11 protein-coding genes, 2 tRNA genes, 2 pseudogenes and 1 riboswitch are annotated in these 16,614 nt (G+C 62.1%); of the genes and pseudogenes, 5 read left to right on the forward strand and 10 right to left on the reverse strand.

All coding sequences use genetic code 11. The features are described from left to right. Positions 1-471 precede the first annotated feature (471 nt). Entirely contained in the window at positions 472-1,785 is a 1,314-nt protein-coding gene (locus ACWIVK_RS11750; protein WP_448576905.1) for a hypothetical protein, read from the reverse strand. Positions 1,786-2,096: 311 nt separating this feature from the next. After that, a riboswitch (TPP riboswitch) is annotated at positions 2,097-2,213 on the forward strand. A gap of 142 nt (positions 2,214-2,355) precedes the next feature. On the opposite strand from ACWIVK_RS11750, the gene ACWIVK_RS11755 reads away from it, so the two are divergent. From ACWIVK_RS11755 to ACWIVK_RS11765, 3 genes are read left to right on the forward strand one after another with little or no spacing between them, the layout of a single operon-like run. After that, the gene (locus ACWIVK_RS11755; RefSeq protein WP_448576906.1) at positions 2,356-3,159 is read left to right on the forward strand and encodes an ABC transporter ATP-binding protein; all 804 of its coding nucleotides are present in this window, start codon (positions 2,356-2,358) and stop codon (positions 3,157-3,159) included. Further along, positions 3,149-3,907, forward strand: a complete 759-nt coding sequence (locus ACWIVK_RS11760) for an ABC transporter permease (RefSeq protein WP_448576907.1) — start codon at positions 3,149-3,151, stop codon at positions 3,905-3,907. The genes ACWIVK_RS11755 and ACWIVK_RS11760 overlap by 11 nt, the downstream gene beginning before the upstream one ends. 13 nt (positions 3,908-3,920) lie before the next feature. After that, positions 3,921-4,985: an ABC transporter substrate-binding protein gene (locus ACWIVK_RS11765; RefSeq protein WP_448576908.1), complete on the forward strand. Its 1,065-nt coding sequence runs from the start codon at positions 3,921-3,923 to the stop codon at positions 4,983-4,985. 246 nt (positions 4,986-5,231) lie between these two features. Here the strand turns inward: ACWIVK_RS11765 and nadA are convergent, their stop codons facing one another. From nadA to ACWIVK_RS11780, 3 genes and pseudogenes are all read right to left on the reverse strand, one after another. After that, complete coding sequence (nadA, locus tag ACWIVK_RS11770) at positions 5,232-6,155, reverse strand: quinolinate synthase NadA (protein WP_448576909.1); 924 nt, start codon at positions 6,153-6,155, stop codon at positions 5,232-5,234. Between the two features lie 18 nt (positions 6,156-6,173). Next, the gene (nadC, locus tag ACWIVK_RS11775) at positions 6,174-7,040 is read right to left on the reverse strand and encodes a carboxylating nicotinate-nucleotide diphosphorylase (protein ID WP_448576910.1); all 867 of its coding nucleotides are present in this window, start codon (positions 7,038-7,040) and stop codon (positions 6,174-6,176) included. A 567-nt stretch (positions 7,041-7,607) separates the two neighbouring features. After that, positions 7,608-7,889: pseudogene (locus tag ACWIVK_RS11780) on the reverse strand (c-type cytochrome); the annotation flags it as partial. 1,470 nt (positions 7,890-9,359) lie between these two features. Between ACWIVK_RS11780 and ACWIVK_RS11785 the strand changes: the two are divergent. Next, positions 9,360-9,626, forward strand: a pseudogene (locus ACWIVK_RS11785) (tyrosine-type recombinase/integrase); the annotation flags it as partial. 177 nt (positions 9,627-9,803) lie between these two features. Here the strand turns inward: ACWIVK_RS11785 and ACWIVK_RS11790 are convergent. Beyond that, a tRNA-Thr gene (locus ACWIVK_RS11790) sits at positions 9,804-9,875 on the reverse strand. Between the two features lie 3 nt (positions 9,876-9,878). After that, positions 9,879-9,954, reverse strand: a tRNA-Thr gene (locus ACWIVK_RS11795). A 567-nt stretch (positions 9,955-10,521) separates the two neighbouring features. Between ACWIVK_RS11795 and ACWIVK_RS11800 the strand changes: the two genes are divergently transcribed. Beyond that, complete coding sequence (locus tag ACWIVK_RS11800) at positions 10,522-11,061, forward strand: acyl-CoA thioesterase (protein WP_448576911.1); 540 nt, start codon at positions 10,522-10,524, stop codon at positions 11,059-11,061. Between the two features lie 402 nt (positions 11,062-11,463). On the opposite strand, the gene ACWIVK_RS11805 is transcribed toward ACWIVK_RS11800, so the two are convergent. The 4 genes from ACWIVK_RS11805 to cutA form a co-directional block, all read right to left on the reverse strand. Then, positions 11,464-12,450 carry a zinc-dependent alcohol dehydrogenase family protein gene (locus tag ACWIVK_RS11805; protein ID WP_448576912.1) on the reverse strand — a complete coding sequence of 329 codons (987 nt, stop codon included), beginning with the start codon at positions 12,448-12,450 and terminating at the stop codon, positions 11,464-11,466. Positions 12,451-12,452: 2 nt separating this feature from the next. Continuing rightward, on the reverse strand, positions 12,453-13,274 hold the full coding sequence (locus tag ACWIVK_RS11810; RefSeq protein ID WP_448576913.1) for a cyclase family protein: 822 nt from the start codon (positions 13,272-13,274) through the stop codon (positions 12,453-12,455). 52 nt (positions 13,275-13,326) lie between these two features. Then, positions 13,327-14,121 carry a cyclase family protein gene (locus ACWIVK_RS11815; protein WP_448576914.1) on the reverse strand — a complete coding sequence of 265 codons (795 nt, stop codon included), beginning with the start codon at positions 14,119-14,121 and terminating at the stop codon, positions 13,327-13,329. A gap of 109 nt (positions 14,122-14,230) precedes the next feature. Beyond that, positions 14,231-16,606, reverse strand: a complete 2,376-nt coding sequence (gene cutA, locus ACWIVK_RS11820) for an aerobic carbon-monoxide dehydrogenase large subunit (RefSeq protein ID WP_448576915.1) — start codon at positions 16,604-16,606, stop codon at positions 14,231-14,233. Between the last annotated feature and the right edge of the window lie 8 nt (positions 16,607-16,614).

Below are 16,614 nucleotides of genomic sequence, written 5' to 3' on the forward strand. Positions count from 1 at the left end.
ATGCACGCCCGAAGTATCCTTCTCGGGATCAGCGAGCTCCCGTCTTTTCTCGACCTAGCTCTTGCCGATCCGGCAGCACCAGTACAGTTCAAATGTCTCGACCGTCAACGCAGCGACCAACCAGAGAAGACGCCGCGCCGGATCATACTCGGCCGCATTGCCGTCAACCGGTCGCTATGCGCGACTAGTACTGGCATCCGAGACGTGCCTTTCCCCACAACAGACAGCTCGGGTCGCCCGCGACAATACGGACAAAACGCCGCACGTCGGTACCTGATCAGCTCGCCGCACTCCAGACAGGACGCTTCCGATGTCGCACCCTGTGCCAGGAGATCTGTCCGGCATGAGAATCGTCGCGTGGTACGGGGCTCCTCTCCTCGCGCAATAGGATGTAGTATGACACTCCACGAGCCACGTGCCTCCGTCGATCGAGCAATTCGAGCGGGTCGTTTCGGCGACGTTGTCCATTGCTCAGGGTGTCAAGCGGAAGAAGGTCGTCACGTAGCGAACTGCCAGAAAGGGATCGTCATACATGAGCAAATTGTCAGCATCGCTCGCGAGAACTTGCCAGCAAACGTTGCCGCGGATCGTCCCGCCACTGAACACGTCCCGATCGCTGATCCGATCCGGAATCACCCCGCAACTATCCTCGAAGGTTCGGTAGGACACGTTCGAGGGTCCGAGTGCTCGCAATCGGTAACTTCCATAGAAAGACGCTGACCCTTGACCCCGATACGTCGCTTCCACGGTCGCGATGAAATACTGATACCCCGGTTTCGGCGGATCGTTGAACATATTCTCGCGCAGCACGATGTCCGTCGCATTCGGGATCACCGCGACCACTCGAACCTCCCAGTTGCCATACAGGAACGCCGATTCCCCTCGCGGGATCGGATTGTTGCGGCTGCCACGGTCCGGAGCCAGTTCGTAGCGCCACCGGAAATAGTGCTGGCCGACATTCCCTGCCTCCACTTGCCATCCGGGAGGATTGTCTGGCGTAAACGTCAGGACCCGTCGCTCGAACACTTGAACCAACACGCGCTTGGCTACGCCACCGACACGGACGGTCGTCCAGTACGCCTCGGTGATCGGAAAGCCCGTGGCATAGAACGGGTTAGGGAAGAGTGGACCCTCGCGAATGAACCCATATTCGTCGATCGGTCCGCGGCTGTTCATGAATGCCCAGAAAGGCGAGGCAACCGTGTGCTTCGTTTCGGGAACGAAGATCGCTGCAGTGACGCCGTAGCGACTGAGTGACGGATCGTCGCCCACGTTACCGGATCGGTCGAGGGTCGCCGTGACCAGTTGGCCGAGGGGTAACGGTGGGGCGTCGAGCAATTTTCGGAATGTCGCATAGGTCGGACCAGATGGATCGTCAGGATCGCCGGCCACGTTGATTTCAGCAGGACCGTATTCGACGAAGCTGTTGTCTCCGTATTGTCGCAGACCAGTCACGAGTTCCTTCGCCAGGAGACCGTTGGTCACACGCCAGGGCGAGTCGTACGGCTCTCGTTCATTCAGCTCCATGCGCGTCTTGTCGAAATACTGCACGGATCGAGCTCCGCCCTCAGCCTCGTGATAGCGCTCCCACAGTGCCGGTGTAATCGGTCCAGGACCCCACATCCAAGTCCGCGCTGCCCGACCGTTCCGCACCGGCGAGTCAGTCCTTGCCCATGTGCGACTGAATTCGTCGTGCGCGAACTCCTCAGCCCGTAAACTGGCCAGCGGTGCGACCGCGACGAGTATCACGAGCGTGCAGAAAGCAGACAACCACCGACCACGCATCGGAGACCCCCCTTCCTGCTCCGTTTTCGCCACCCTTCACAACGAAGGTTCGCAGCACGACGGGAACAGAGGTGTTCCCGTTGTGACGGACGACTTCATTTCCGTCGGCGAGTGCGAACGCACTCCACCTGTAGCCGGCCTGCCCGTGCGAGACGGACTGCGCCTCTGCTCTGCTCGCGCGGAGAATCAGCACGCACACGCAAACTGGTAGCGTGCGAGGTACCTTAGGGCCAACCGTCCATGAAGCGAGGATCCAGCAGACGGCTCGCTTGCCGAACATCGTCCACTTTGTTACGGTATTCCTTCGACAACGAGGCGGCTGCGGGAGCTCGGGGGTAACCGGGCTGAGAGGGTGGCGAGTCCGCTGCCACCGACCGCGGAACCTGAACTGGGTAATGCCAGCGGAGGGAAAGCCGTGACGCTCATCGGACGATCCTCGTCCTCCTCTCGCTCCCGATCCAACACGGTGCTCGCCAGCTCTTCGCGGAACTACAGCAGGCCCACGTGCCAGTCGCTCGACGAGCGAAGGCCATTGCTGCTCCACCGGACGCCCTTCTGCGGAGGTCTGTAGTGAGCCACGTCGATGCTGGCTGGCGCCTGGAACTCCGCGGCGTCACCAAGATCTTCCAGCGTGACCAGCTGGAGGTTCATGCTCTCGGCCCACTCGACCTGCGCGTCGCCGACGGTGAGTTCGTCAGCATCATCGGGCCATCCGGATGCGGGAAGAGCACGCTTCTCGACATGATCGCCGGTCTCGAGCAACCGACCAGCGGTGAGATCTGGCTCGACGGAGCTCCTGCCCCGTATCGGCTCGGCAGGGTCGCCTACATGCATCAGCGCGACTTGCTTCTCCCCTGGCGGACGGTACTCGAGAACGCGATCCTTCCCCTCGAGGTGAAGCGCGTTCCTCGTCGCCAGGCCATCGAGCGAGCTATGCCGTGGCTCACTCGTTTCGGCTTAGCCGAGTTCGCTTCCAGTTATCCAGCCCAGCTCTCGGGCGGGATGCGCCAGCGCGCGGCATTTTTGCGTACGCTGCTCACCGAATGCCCGCTCATGCTGCTCGACGAGCCATTCGGTGCACTCGATGCTTTGACACGCTCGAGCATGCAGGAGTGGCTACTCATGCTGTGGGAGGAACTCGACCGCACCGTCATCCTCGTCACGCATGACGTTGAGGAAGCGCTCTTGCTCAGCGATCGCGTCGTCGTTCTCAGCCAGCGTCCGGGAACGGTCGTGGCCGACATTCGTGTCGATTTGCCGCGCCCCCGAACGTACGCGGTCGTGACCGACCACGCATTCGTCTCCCTCAAAGCGCGCTTACTCGCCACGCTGCGTCGCCAGCCAACCCTGGGAGTTGTGACCGATGATGCGTGACCGAGTGTTACCGGGCCTTCTCCTGATGACAGCTCTCTCCGCCTGGGAACTGTCCTGCAGCGCATTCGCGGTCCCAGATTGGGTTCTGCCTCCACCGAGCGCGATCCTCGCCGCGCTGCTCCGCGATCACCGTCTTCTCCTCTTTCATCTCAGTGTCACCATGCAGGAAATCGGGTTAGGACTCATCGTTTCCATCGTCCTGGCGATCGTCCTGGCGACCGGTATCGTCGCCTCGCGGGTGATCGAACGGTCGGTGTATCCGCTCGTGGTCGCCTCCCAAGCGATCCCGATCGTTGCGCTGGCCCCGCTCCTCCTGATTTGGTTCGGCTACGGCTTGACACCTAAGGTAATCGTCGTCGTACTGATCTGCTTCTTCCCGATCGCCGTCAACCTGGTCGACGGCCTCCGCGGGGTCGATCACGAACTGATCGACATGGTCCGCAGTTTGGGTGCCTCGAAATGGCAGACTCTCCGTCTGGTGAGGTTCCCGGCGGCTCTCCCAGCATTCTTCTCCGGACTCCGCGTCGCTGCTGCTGTAAGCGTGATCGGTGCCCTCATCGGGGAATGGATAGGAGCTTCCGCTGGGCTCGGCTATCTCATGATCCGGGCAGCCTCGCAATTCCACACTGATCGCGTCTTCGCTGCTGTTCTCGTGAGTGCACTCGTCAGCATCGCACTGTTCGCCAGCGTGACCTGGCTCGAGCGTCTGACCCTTCCCTGGCGCACCCGACCGCGAACGGAATCCTGAGAGGAGGTCATCGATGATCTTGGCCGATCGCTACACCCGCCGACGTTTCCTCGCCCTCGGTGCCATCGCTCTCGCCACCGCCTGTCGTGGCGGAGCAGCGTCGCCACCGACCGAGACGCCCCCTGCATCGACTCCAGCCCCGCTCGGCCCCACGCCTGCATCCGGCTCACTCGAAGGAGTCAGCGTCGCCTTGGACTGGTACCCCTGGTCCAATCACACCGGACTGCTCATGGCGCAGGAGCGAGGTTTCTTCCGCGAGCTGGGACTCAAGGTCACCCTCGACGTGCCAGCCAACCCGGAAGACGTGCTCAAACTCGTGGCCACTGGACGCAATACGTTCGGCATCAGCTACCAGACCGACGTCCTCCTCGCCCGCGCGGAAGGCATCCCGATCGTCTCGATCGCAGCGCTCGTCCAGCATCCGTTGAATTCCGTCATGGCGCTGGAGCGAAGCGGTATCACGCGACCACGCGACCTCGTCGGTAAGCGGGTCGGTTACCCTGGTCTCCCCAGCGACGAAGCCCTGCTGGCCACCATGTTGGAAACCGACGGTGCACGCCTCGACGACGTGACACTGGTGAACGTCGGTTACGAGCTCGTGCGAGCCTTGCTGAGTGGCCAGGTCGACGCTGTGATCGGAGCATATTGGGTTCACGAGTCGATTCTCATCGAGCAACAAGGCGAACGACCCGTCATTTTGCGCGTCGAACAGTGGGGCGTACCCGATTTTTACGAACTCGTCATGGTGACGAGCGAGCGACAGGTCCGCGAGCAACCTGATCGCATCCAGCGCTTCGTGCGCGCGATGATCCGAGGGTATCGTGAAGCCGCGGCTGATCTCGACGGAGCAGTCCAGCTTCTCGTTCGCACGTATCCGGAAACGAATCAGGCGCTCGAAGAACGTGGCATCCGCCTCCTAGCCCCGCTGTGGACGGAAGGAGTACCGATCTTCGGCTGGCAAGAGGAAAACCGCTGGACCGACTACGCCGCCTGGATGCGCTCTCGTGGACTCTTACACGGCGACGTGGATGCCCGGCTCGCCTTCACGAACCGGTTCGTGGAGGCAGCGCGCGAGTAACCGGGCGGCACTCACGCTGCGCCTGTCCGCATAGACGAGACATCGTATCCTCGCGGCCCGATGCTCACCGATTGGTCCAGCGACACAGCAGTACACCCGACGAGCGCAATTCGCCCGTTCCGACCGAGCAGCCGCACGCTCACGACGCGCGAACGACCGCCGATCGCATCCGACCGGCGGGTGATATTGGGCATCCCCTCGACGGCGCAATCGCTCCGCCGGCGCTGCCGCGTGCATCCGTCGGCTTCACCCGAGAGCGAGCATCGCCTCTAAGGCACGCCGTGCCGGCACCGCGATCTCCTCGGGAACCGTAATCACATGCTTGAGATCGCGCAGCGACTCGTACACCTTTTCGAGCGTCACTCGCTTCATGTATTGACAGATCGCGTCCTCGCGGACCGGGATGAAGCGCTTTCCCGGGGCTTTCTTGTGCAACCGGTGCAGGATACCGACTTCCGTTGCCACAACGAATTCTCGTGCTGCCGACTGAGCAGCGTAGCGGACCATCCCTTCGGTCGAGAGCAACTTCGCATCCGGGCGAAGGAAGATACACGTCGAGCTGCAACCACACTCCGGGTGGATGAGGAATTCCGCGTCCGGATGCGCAGCGAGCTGCGCAGCAAGATCCTCACTCCGAATCCCCGCATGGACATGACACTCGCCGAGCCAGATATCCAACTTGCGGCCCGTCACGCGCTCGACATGTGCACCGAGGAACATGTCGGGGACGAAGAAGATCGGTCGATCTTCTGGCAGGCTCGCGACCACCTCCACCGCGTTTGCGCTCGTGCAACAGATATCGGCCAAGGCCTTCACTGCTGCACTGGTATTTACGTAGGCCACGACGATTCCGTCAGGGTGTTGCTCGCGCCAGGCCCGCACGTCCTCCGGGCTGATCGTCTCGGCGAGCGAGCAGCCTGCCTCGAGATCAGGCAGGAGAACTGTTTTCTCGGGATTCAAAATCGCCGCGGTCTCGGCCATGAAATGCACGCCACAGAAAACGATGACTTCGGCATCCGTCCGCGTCGCTTCGCGCGACAACCCGAGCGAATCACCGACGAAGTCAGCGATATCCTGCACCTCCGGCCGCTGGTAGCTATGTGCCAGGATGACTGCACAACGCTCTTCCTTGAGCCGAAGAATCTCTCGAACGAGTTCCTGCTGTTCCATCAGATCGACTACCCTCCTTCAGCGTTCGTCGATAGCCACGACCTCCAGGGAGATGTCGAGTGCAGGTGCTGAGTGCGTCAGCGCGCCGACCGAAATCGCATCCACTCCTGTCTCAGCGACCGCCCGGACGCGCTCGAGCGTCACACCACCGGATGCCTCCACCTTGGCGCGTCCAGCTACGCGACGCACGGCCTCACGCATCGTCTCGAGATCCATGTTGTCGAGCAGAATCCAATCCGCACCAGCGGCCACCGCCTCTTCCAATTCCTCTAGCGTCGTCACTTCGACTTCGACCATCATGGTATGGGGAATCGCGTTGCGTACCCGCCGCACAGCTTCGCGTACACTTCCTGCCACCCGGACGTGGTTGTCCTTGATGAGAACCCCATCGAACAGACCGAACCGGTGGTTCCGACCACCACCGACGCGTACGGCGTACTTCTCGAGCAACCGCAGCCCAGGTGTCGTTTTGCGGGTATCCAGGATCATCACGCCCGTCCCAGCCACTGCATCGACGAAGCGGCGAGTCACTGTCGCGATACCGGAAAGGCGCTGCACGAGGTTGAGTGCCAGTCGTTCGCCAGCGAGTATGCCGCGCAGCGGTCCGATAACTTGACCGACGACGGTGCCCTCCGGAACCATCTCTCCATCCCGACGTATCGTCGTGACCCTCAGGCGCGTGTCGAGTTCGGCGAAGACCGCTTCGATCACGGGCATGCCGCAGAGGACACCTGGTTGCCGCATCACGATTTCCGCAGTACCGGTCGCCCCCGGAGGCACGACCGCAAGAGTGGTGCGGTCCCCATGTCCCAAATCCTCGCGCAACCACGCGCAGACCGCTTCGCGGAGCACCAGAAGCGGAATGTCCCAGTCGGGCGCAACCAAGGCACTGCTCCTCGGTACAGTCGCTACCGTTCGAGACCCACATTTTCCCTCTTCCCAGGATAGTCGAGCACCACCAGCTCCGACCAACTCGCTTCAGTATTCCGAACACGAAGCACGACGGGCAGAGCCTTTACTCTCGCAAGCTTTCTCACGGGTTCATCGCGAGGGGCGAACGCCCCCAGCTCCGCGAAGTCGCGGCCCAGCTGATGCATCGCACGAAGAGGCATGTCGGGAACCATCGGTCAACGGTCGACTGGACGGTAAAACCATCCAGAACTCGAGCACATGTCCCGTACCAACCGCTGATCCCGTGCTGTCATCTCCCCGAAAGGTCGACACCCTCTCGCCGCGACTTCGTCTTCGATCATGCACGGCTGCACAGTGGATCAGCACGCCCACGTCCCCCTGGGGTACACCCAGTGAGGTCGCAGAGAGAGACCCGCCTGGTATCGGGACTCGTGGGGTGGCCAGCCGGAAAGAGCTGGCCACCCGTGCTGTGGGAGGGCGGAAGTATGCGGAGGAGGTAGAGCGTCCGGCGCCGCACCGATCTACGAATGTGCTGAACGATCACGGCACGCTCTTGATGTACTCCACGAGGGCACCCAGAATCTCAGGCTTTTGGAGTTCGGGCATGAAGGGCTGAATCACATTCGCCATCGAGCCCTTCGGATAGCCCCTGACGATTTTGGCATCCGGCCGCAGTATCGATTCGCGCAGATAGGCGTCATCAACGACGACGCTCGAGCCATCCTCGAGCTGCACCTTCTTGCCGTAAATACCGTTCAGCGCCGGGCCGATCCCCGCTTGCCCCGTCGTGCTATGACAAGTGCTGCACGCATATTTATTGAAGAGTTCTTTCCCTCATACAGCGAGTTCTGCATTCACCGGCGGTGGTGTGCTTTTCTGCCCTGTCCCTCCTCCACCACTACACGCGACCAGGAGGATAGCCGCCAGCAAGCAGCCGAACCGCACCAAACGACGCAGTGCAATACCCCCTTGCGGCACACACATGCCGAATACCGAACTCCACGGCCCGTGTCACACGGAATCGAAAGACGAGCGCGGCGGGGGTGACTCGGGATCCAGCTGCACGCCGACCGGATGATCTATCGTTGCGTCCCAGGGTGCTCGACCTCGCTGTCGCGCGGTGAGCGGTTCAGGGAACTCGGCGACCAGCGGCAAGCCGGTGATGACTCGAAGGTCAGAGTCTGCTTTCAGCTGCGCATCTTCGGCCGGCCCTGCCCAGCGCGGCACGCTCGTCTCACCATGAAGGTGCTGTGGCGACGAGCCGAGCACCCTGTGCTCGTGCGGAAGACTCGCCCCGCAACAGCACTCGATACGGGGAGAGCGGTACGAGCACGACCGCGACGAGACAGGTAACCAGAATGAGCGCACGCCGAAGAGAACCGAAGAATCGCCGTCCCACGTCGCACACCCGTGCCCAACATCGCGCTCGCTATCCGAAGATAGCAACATGCTTCCGCCATCAACATCAGGGGCGGATCGACCTCTCAGTCCCGGAATTACTCAGCGGGACGATCGCTCAGCGCGAGAAACGGTCGGCCTTCTCGTCTTCGACTCTCTGCAGCGAGCGCTATCGACGAACGCTCGCTCGGGCGAGGCTTGACAAGCCTGCGCATGACACGAGCCGCCACACTGGGCGCTGCGTGCCTCACTCAGCTCTTCCCGGGAGGCGAGCCATTGCGCAGGAATCCGCCCTCGCTGGCTCTTGCCTGATCCCGACATCGCCGTGGTCGCAAAGATCTTCGCGCACAGGTCAGCAGCTTCTCCTAGGACCCCAAGAAGAGTCGCACCTCCGACATCGTTCCTCCGTGAAAGTACGTACACGACCAGAGGGAACCACCCCTTTCTTTTTTCCTTACCAGACACCGTACGCGAGGGGTTCGTGGCGTGCAACGCCGCAGCCCAAGCCCGGCCAGTGAGCGTGCCGTCACCGAGCACCCGCCCGTGGTCCTTCAAGGAGGCACAGCAGCCCCGTTTCCACGAGTGAACACTAGGTTCGCGCACTTTTACTCTTTGCGCTCACGCTCATTCCTGGGCTTCGCCAGGGGAACATATGAGGGCTCAGGTGGAAAGACGCTCACCTCGACGAAGGGCTGGTAGTGATCAGCTGGCAGATCCAGCAAGTCAAGGGGCAGTGGGAGCGGATACCACCGCGATCAAAACAAATCCCACCGCATGCTCCCCTTGCCGCCGCTCGCCCGCGAGGCGCTGGTGCATCAACTTAAGCAACAGCGGGCGTGGCGCGAGCAGGCCCGGGGCGAGTGACCTGGGAGCTGTTGGAGCCTTGTCTTCAGCACGCACGTCAGGACGCCGCTGCGCGCACGGAACGTCACCCGCATCTTCCACCAGCTCTGCCGCGACGCTTGCGCCCCGTCGATCCGCTTTCACAACTTACGGTATCCTGCAGTGGCCTTGCTTCTGCATGCCGGCATCGACCTGAAGACCGTCTCGACGATTCTGGTCTACTCGCAAATCAGCGTGACTGCCGACCACTACGGACACGTCACCGGTGCACTCGCCAAAACGGCGCTCGACCGACTGAACCGACTTCGGCACGGTTGACCCGGCGTCACCCGACGAGGGACACGGCCCGCGCTCGGTACAGCGCTAGCTCCGCGCTCTAGAGCGCTCGTTGTCTGCGTGCTGATTCCCGTAAAGATCCCCGTAGACGCACCGCGCGGCCAGTCGCAGCACACCGACGGCCCGCTCGATTCCGCATCGTGATGCGCTTTTTGAGGGAGCCGGTGGTCGGATTCGAACCGACGACCTGCTGTTTACGAAACAGCTGCTCTACCGCTGAGCTACACCGGCCTCTGGAGCCCACGCCGGGACTCGAACCCGGGACCTCAATCTTACCAAGATTGTGCTCTGCCTCCTGAGCTACGTGGGCCCAGGCTCGACACAGGTCAGTATATCTCACTGCTTCCCGTCGTGCAATGGCGATCTCGCTTTCCGCTCCACAGTCTCGGGCTGGCAGATCTCGTTCTCCACACGGGCTTCGAATCTGCCGATCAACACACAAACGACTGCTTCCGCGCCTCCGTAGCCAAGAGACAACCACGCGCTCCCCACTGATCCTGCGCGGGGTCAACCACGCTCGTCACGCGGCCCGACGAGCGTCTGCATCGTGTGCATCACCGTTCTTCTCGGGACATCTGCTCCCATAGCCAATCCGCCGCGACATACGTGATCTGCTCCTCATCCGTGTCATGCGTGACGCCACCGTCACATTCCGAACCACGTTCGCTGCTACGCTGTTCGCGGCAGGGACAGGACCACGCCGTTGCCACGCAGCAACGACGCTCTGCCTTAGCGAGAGGACACACCAATGTGGACGATCGAGTTCCACCTTGGCCGATCACTGGGGAGGCGCACAAACGAATACTGATCCACCTCGTGCATGGCGCTACTGCCGCACCCGACATTGCCCCGTAGCATTGACAAGGGAGGGTCAGTGATGCGGTCGATAACGATTCCATTCGAAATCCTCTGGGCCGATGTCGATCCCCTCGGCTACGTATACTACCCGGCGATTTTCCGCTACGTCACCCAAGCGGAGTCAGCGCTCTTCCGAACGCTCGGCTTGGCAGACGCCGACTTGCTCGCTCTCGGCTACGGTAAGCCGCGTATCCGCATCGAGGTGCACTATCACCGCCCGCTCCTACTGCACGACACCGGCACCTGCACGCTCTCAGTTCAGGGTGTCCAGTACTCGAGTCTTCACCTCGCGTTTTCCCTGCAGCGCCATGGTGACGACAAGCCCGCGGTCACTGGATCCGTGCTCTGTGCATTCATCGACCTGGTCACACGGCGGGCAGTGCCGATTCCCCGTAAGATTCGGGACGCCCTTACACACCACACCGACTTACCCCTTCCCAGAAATCGGAAAAAGCCCCGAAAGACCGCCGACATCCTACGAGGGAACAGCAACGAGTCTCCGGCTCTCCCGCTCCGAACCACGTCGCCAGGACTCGCGAGTCGTCGACAGGACGAGTAGGAGCCTGCGAGATCGATCGCCCGTGTCATTCGCAACCACGCCCAGAGAGCGGTGGCCGACTCGGCTGACCGACCGTCGCACTGACACGAGTCGCCCTTCTTTCCCCGGCTCTACCTCGCCCGGCGTCCACCCGCAGGATCGCTGCCAGGGCAGAGCTCGTGAACCTTCGATCCCCCTCCAGTCTGAGCGCTCAGAGACGACCGATCGACTGGCAAGCCCGTACGCTCTCCAGCCATCACGGCCACGACAGACGCCCCCCTGTGGCACGACCTCGCTGGGGCAGGAATCGGTGCATCGCTCACGCCCAGCACCCGACCGCCAAGCATCCTCACGCCTTCTCATGCCGTTCTGGGAACCCCTGTTCAGCTCATCGCGGAGAGACCCGTCCGACTCGAGCCACGATCAGTCGATGAGCAGGACAGCTGCACCGCGGAAGCGCCCGTGCCGCAGATCGTCCAGCGCCCGGTTCGCCTCTTCCAACCGGTACAGCTGGACCTCTGTCCGCACCGGCACACGTGGAGCGAGCGACAAGAACTCCTCTCCGTCCTGCCGGGTCAAGTTGGCAACGGAACGAATCACCCGTTCCTCCCACAACCAGGCATATGGAAACGATGGGATGTCACTCATGTGGATGCCAGCGCAAATGACGATGCCGCCTTTCTCGACCGCGCGGAGCGCGTGCAGAACGAGCGCCCCGACCGGCGCGAAGATGAGCGCTGCCTCCAGTTGTTCGGGCGGCGATGCGTCCGAGCCTCCAGCCCAGGCAGCTCCGAGCTCTCGGGCAAAGACCTGACTCTCCAGATCACCAGGCCGGGTGAAGGCATAAACGGTTCGGCCCTGCCATACGGCTATTTGCGTGAGAATATGCGCCGCAGCACCGAAGCCATAGAAACCCACTCGTTGGGCCTCTCCCGCAAAACGCAGCGCACGATAGCCGATCAGTCCGGCACAGAGGAGCGGTGCTGCCTGCTCATCCGGATAGCCCGCTGGAATCGGAAAGCAATAGCGCTCGTCAGCGACAGTGTACTCAGCGTAGCCGCCATCCAGCGTGTAGCCCGTGAAGCGGGCACGATCACAGAGGTTCTCGCGCCCGCTTCGGCAATATCGGCACTCTCCGCACGTCCAGCCGAGCCACGGCACGCCGACACGCTGACCGGGTGAGAATCGATTGGCCCCTGGCCCGCCCCGGACAACCTCTCCGACGATTTGATGCCCGAGAACCAGCGGCAACTTCGGATCCGGCAACTCCCCATCGACGATATGGAGGTCAGTCCGGCAGACACCACAGGCACGGATCCGGAGCAACACCTGGCCCGGACCCGGCTCCGGGACGGGAAGCTCCTGGAGAACCAAGGGTTGCCCCGGTCGTTGGAGCACCATCGCCCGCATGCTCAGAGTTCGTCCTCCGGCACGAAAGCCACGAAACGACAGAAGGCTGCTTCTCCGCCCTTGAACCGCCAGGGGAAACAGCCCACCATGACCCGGCGGTCGAGGACCTTGTCGATTTCACCACCCGCATTCTCGATATGAATTACCCCATGCGGGAAGAGGGCAAAGTGCATCACCTGGTAATCACTGTCCGGCAAAAGTTCGCTGATCGATCGACCATGTTTGGTCTCGAACTCGGGCACGAGGTCGGCGCGAATCTTCCGGATCACTGTGTTGAATGGGTGATCGGCTGAGGCACAATCGACCGCCAGCCACGAGATCTGTCGCTGGAGGACCCACTCGGCGAACGCTCGGGTCGGGCCCGGATGTTTGATGAAGTAGCGCGTCTCGTCCGGCTGCCGCAGCGCTGGATCCGTCGCCCAGTCGCTCGGATAGTAGTGGTGGTACCCCGTATGGATGACGAGAATGTCCCCCGGCTGGATGCGGATACCGGTATCCTGCTCCCACTGCTCGAAATGCTCCGGACCGTAGATATCGTAATCGCCGATTCCGTAGCGGGTGAGATCGACGATGCAAGCCCAACCGACCAGCTTGTGCAACGGGATCGATGCGATATCTTGACCACCCGTGATGAAATGCAAGGGTGCATCCAAGTGCGTCCCCACGTGGAGCGTGGAGGAAATCCACTGCCCTCCGGCTCGCTCGAACGCAACCCGCTTGATCCACTTGACCGTCGGACCCTCGTAGAGTGCAAATCCAGGTGTGTGAATATCCCAGTCTTGGGACAGATCGAGTACGCGACAGCGCGCCAAATCGACGACCATTCGCTCCCTACTCCTCAGTCATGCTCTGCTCTCGCTGGCCCCAAAGACCAGATCACGCTTCCTCGACGAAGGCGACCACGCGGCAAAAGGCAGCCTCGCCTCCCTTGAAGAGCCACGGGAAAACCCCGAGCGTCAAGCGACGATTGTGCAACTCTCGGCGGCCGATCTCGCCTCCAAGATTTTCGACGTGGATGCAATCATGTGGGAACAGTGCATTGTGCGTCAGCTGGTAATGTTCCTCCGGGAAAAGCTCATTCAGTTTCTCGCCGAACTTCCGCTCGCAGATCGCCCGCACGCGCTTCCACTGCTCCAGGCCACCGCGACCGAGGAATCGGCCGATCGGGAGATTCATCGGATGGTCCGTCGACACCATATCGACGCCCCAGATCTTGATCTTCTTGGCGATCAGCCAATCGACGATCGATGGATGCGGACCCGGGTGCCGGAGCAGGTACTTCTCCTCGTCGGGCGTTTCGCCGAACTGGGCATAGCGATGCCACCCGGTGTGGATGAACAGGATGTCTCCCTCCTGCACCTCGACGCGTTGCTCGATCATCTCCGGCGTGAAGATGTCGAGTTCGTCCAGCACGTCCGAGAGGTCGACGATCACGCCCGGACCGTACAGCCACTCCAGCGGGATCTGGTCGATCGTCTTTCCGTTAGTAATGAAGTGACGCGGGGCATCGAGATGGGTTCCCATGTGGTTGGATGTCATGATGTACTGCGCATTGACCCCATGCTCGGCCTTACGCTTGATGTACTTGACCTCAAAAGGAGGATAGAATGGCCAGAATGACACCTCCTGATTGAGTGGCTGCGAGAGATCGTACAACTTTACCTTGCCCATTGCTCCTATCCCTTCCCTTCCTCGTCGACCAGCCCCGACTGCTTCCGTACGCGCTGTCTCTTTCGCCAGTTTCGAGCACTCCGCCTTGTTCAGTCGTCTCTCACTGCGGTCACGCCGACTCCTCCGGATGCGTCATGCGCCAGATGGTATCTGGATCGAGCGGCATGCGCGTGATCCGTACCCCGAACGGCCGGAGAGCATCTTCGACCGCTGCTGCGACGAGTGCCGGCAACGGGATCGCTCCGGCCTCGCCGACCCCTTTGACACCCAGTGGATTCAAAGGCGAGGGAGTCTCCTGATGGGCGACTTCCATCCGCGGGATCTCCATCGCAGTCGGCATCAGAAAGTCAGCGAAACTCGCATTGAGCAGCTGGCCATTTTCGTCGTAGTGCAACTTCTCGTACAATGCACCGCCGATTCCTTGCGCGATGCCGCCGTGAACCTGCCCTTCGACGACCAGTGGATTGATCATCTTCCCGCAATCGTGGACGACCCACAATTTGTGGAACGTCACCATCCCAGTCGCGATATCGACCTCGACCAGCGCCCCCACCGCTCCACTCGCCCAGGTCGCATGCGGCGGCGAGTAATATTCGGTCGCTTCCAAGGCCGGCTGACGACCAGGCGGCAGGGTGGGACCAGTCCATGGTCGCGGGCGAACCACTAGGTCACCGGCATAGGCGTACCGCAAGGGATTCGCCAGCTGCGCGAGCTGCGCCCAGGTAAAACCGCGTTCCGGCGCGCCGCGCACGAAGACCCGGCCACCCTCGACGACCAGATCTTCCACGGCCACTTCGAGTTCCTCCGCCGCAAGAGCCAGCCCCTGCTCCCGCACCTTCCGCGCCGCGAGCGCAACCGCACTCCCGCAGACCACCGCGCTGCGGCTGGCATACGTCCCTGACCCGAATTGGAAGTGGGCGGTGTCGCCCTCGAACACCCGCACGGCATCCAGTGGAATCTGCAGTTCCTCAGCCACTATCTGCGCCAGTACCGTCTTGTGCGCCTGCCCTTGCTGGGGCATCCCCGTCGCAACGTACACCTGCCCGGTCGGTTCGACGCGAACCGTCGCTCCTTCGTAGGGTCCGATCCCGGTACCCTCGACATAGCACGCGATGCCGACTCCGACGTACCGCCCCTCGCCACGGAGGCGTGGCAGTTCTTCCTGCACCAGCCGGTCGTAGTCCATCTGACGGAGCAGCAGTTCGAGCATACCCGGGTAGTTCCCGCTGTCGTAGCGCGTCGGTGCACCGTCCTGGAAGATCAAACCCACATCGTAGGGAAACTCGTGCGGCTGAATGAAATTGCGCCGCCGTACCTCGGCGCGGTCGAGTCCGAGCTCGTCCGCCACCCGATCGAGGAGTCGCTCCATAACGAAGGCGGCATGCGGTCGCCCAGCTCCGCGATAGGGGCTCACGGGAACGGTATTGGAGTAGACCGCACGGAACTCCACGTGATAGTTCGGCACCTTATAGGGGCCAGGCAACTGACAAGCCGTGATGATGGGAACGATGATGCCATAGGGCGTATATGCCCCGGCATCGTGCAGGAAGCGGTCGCGGATAGCCAGGATTCGCCCATCGGCATCCACGGCGATCTCCGCGTCATGGATCTGCAGTCGCTCGTGATTCGTCCCTACGAAGTGCTCCAACCGATCTTCCGTCCACTTCACAGGACGTCCGAGCACCATCGCGGCATACGGCACGAGAACTTCTTCTGGGTACACCATGATCTTGCAGCCGAAGCCGCCGCCGACGTCCGGTGCCACCACCCGTACCTGTGTGGGGGCGAGTCCGAACAAGGCTGCCAGTGCGTTGCGGATGACGATCGGCGCCTGCGTAGTATCCCAGACCTCGAGCAACTCGTGAACCGGATCCCAGGTCGCCAGCACGGCACGCGTCTCGAGCGGCATGCCGGCACTCCGCTCGATCACCAACCGCTCGCGGAAGACGTGTGCAGCTCGAGCGAATGCCGCCTCCGGGTCGCCGACGATCCCGACATAATGCGCGGCGACATTGGTCCCGAGCTCTTCGTGCACGAGCGGCGAGCCGGGTTGGATGGCACGCTCGATATCCACGACTGGTGGCAACTCGTCCCACTCGACCGCGATCGCTTCCACCGCGTCCTCTGCGACGTACCGGCTCTCAGCGATCACCATGGCCACCGGCTCACCGACATGGTTGACCTCGTCCTTGGCCAACGCGTACCGCGTGGCCGGATGGGTAAGGTCCGGGTGGGGAATGAGCAACGGCATCCGCCGTTGGCATGGTCCGATGTCCTGGTAGGTCCAGACGGCAACCACCCCTGCCATCTCCTGCGCCGCGCGCACATCGATCGCTCGAATACGGGCGTGTGCCAGCGGACTACGCAGGAATGCGACATGCAGTTGCCCCGGAAGATCGATGTCAGCGACGTAGCGTCCATGGCCCGTCAAGAGGCGTGGGTCTTCGGCTCGCTTGACCGGCTCCCCGAAAATCCGCGTCGGCATCCTCGCTC

It is taken from the genome of Thermomicrobium sp. (assembly GCF_053493975.1).

What these genes read in the sequence shown, in the direction of transcription:
- ACWIVK_RS11750 (WP_448576905.1), bottom strand. Translation starts at nt 1,785, where the DNA reads ATGCGTGGTCGGTGGTTGTCTGCTTTCTGCACGCTCGTGATACTCGTC.
- ACWIVK_RS11760 (WP_448576907.1), top strand. Translation starts at nt 3,149, where the DNA reads ATGATGCGTGACCGAGTGTTACCGGGCCTTCTCCTGATGACAGCTCTC.
- ACWIVK_RS11765 (WP_448576908.1), top strand. Translation starts at nt 3,921, where the DNA reads ATGATCTTGGCCGATCGCTACACCCGCCGACGTTTCCTCGCCCTCGGT.
- nadA (WP_448576909.1), bottom strand. Translation starts at nt 6,155, where the DNA reads ATGGAACAGCAGGAACTCGTTCGAGAGATTCTTCGGCTCAAGGAAGAG.
- ACWIVK_RS11800 (WP_448576911.1), top strand. Translation starts at nt 10,522, where the DNA reads ATGCGGTCGATAACGATTCCATTCGAAATCCTCTGGGCCGATGTCGAT.
- ACWIVK_RS11805 (WP_448576912.1), bottom strand. Translation starts at nt 12,450, where the DNA reads ATGCGGGCGATGGTGCTCCAACGACCGGGGCAACCCTTGGTTCTCCAG.
- ACWIVK_RS11810 (WP_448576913.1), bottom strand. Translation starts at nt 13,274, where the DNA reads ATGGTCGTCGATTTGGCGCGCTGTCGCGTACTCGATCTGTCCCAAGAC.
- ACWIVK_RS11815 (WP_448576914.1), bottom strand. Translation starts at nt 14,121, where the DNA reads ATGGGCAAGGTAAAGTTGTACGATCTCTCGCAGCCACTCAATCAGGAG.
- cutA (WP_448576915.1), bottom strand. Translation starts at nt 16,606, where the DNA reads ATGCCGACGCGGATTTTCGGGGAGCCGGTCAAGCGAGCCGAAGACCCA.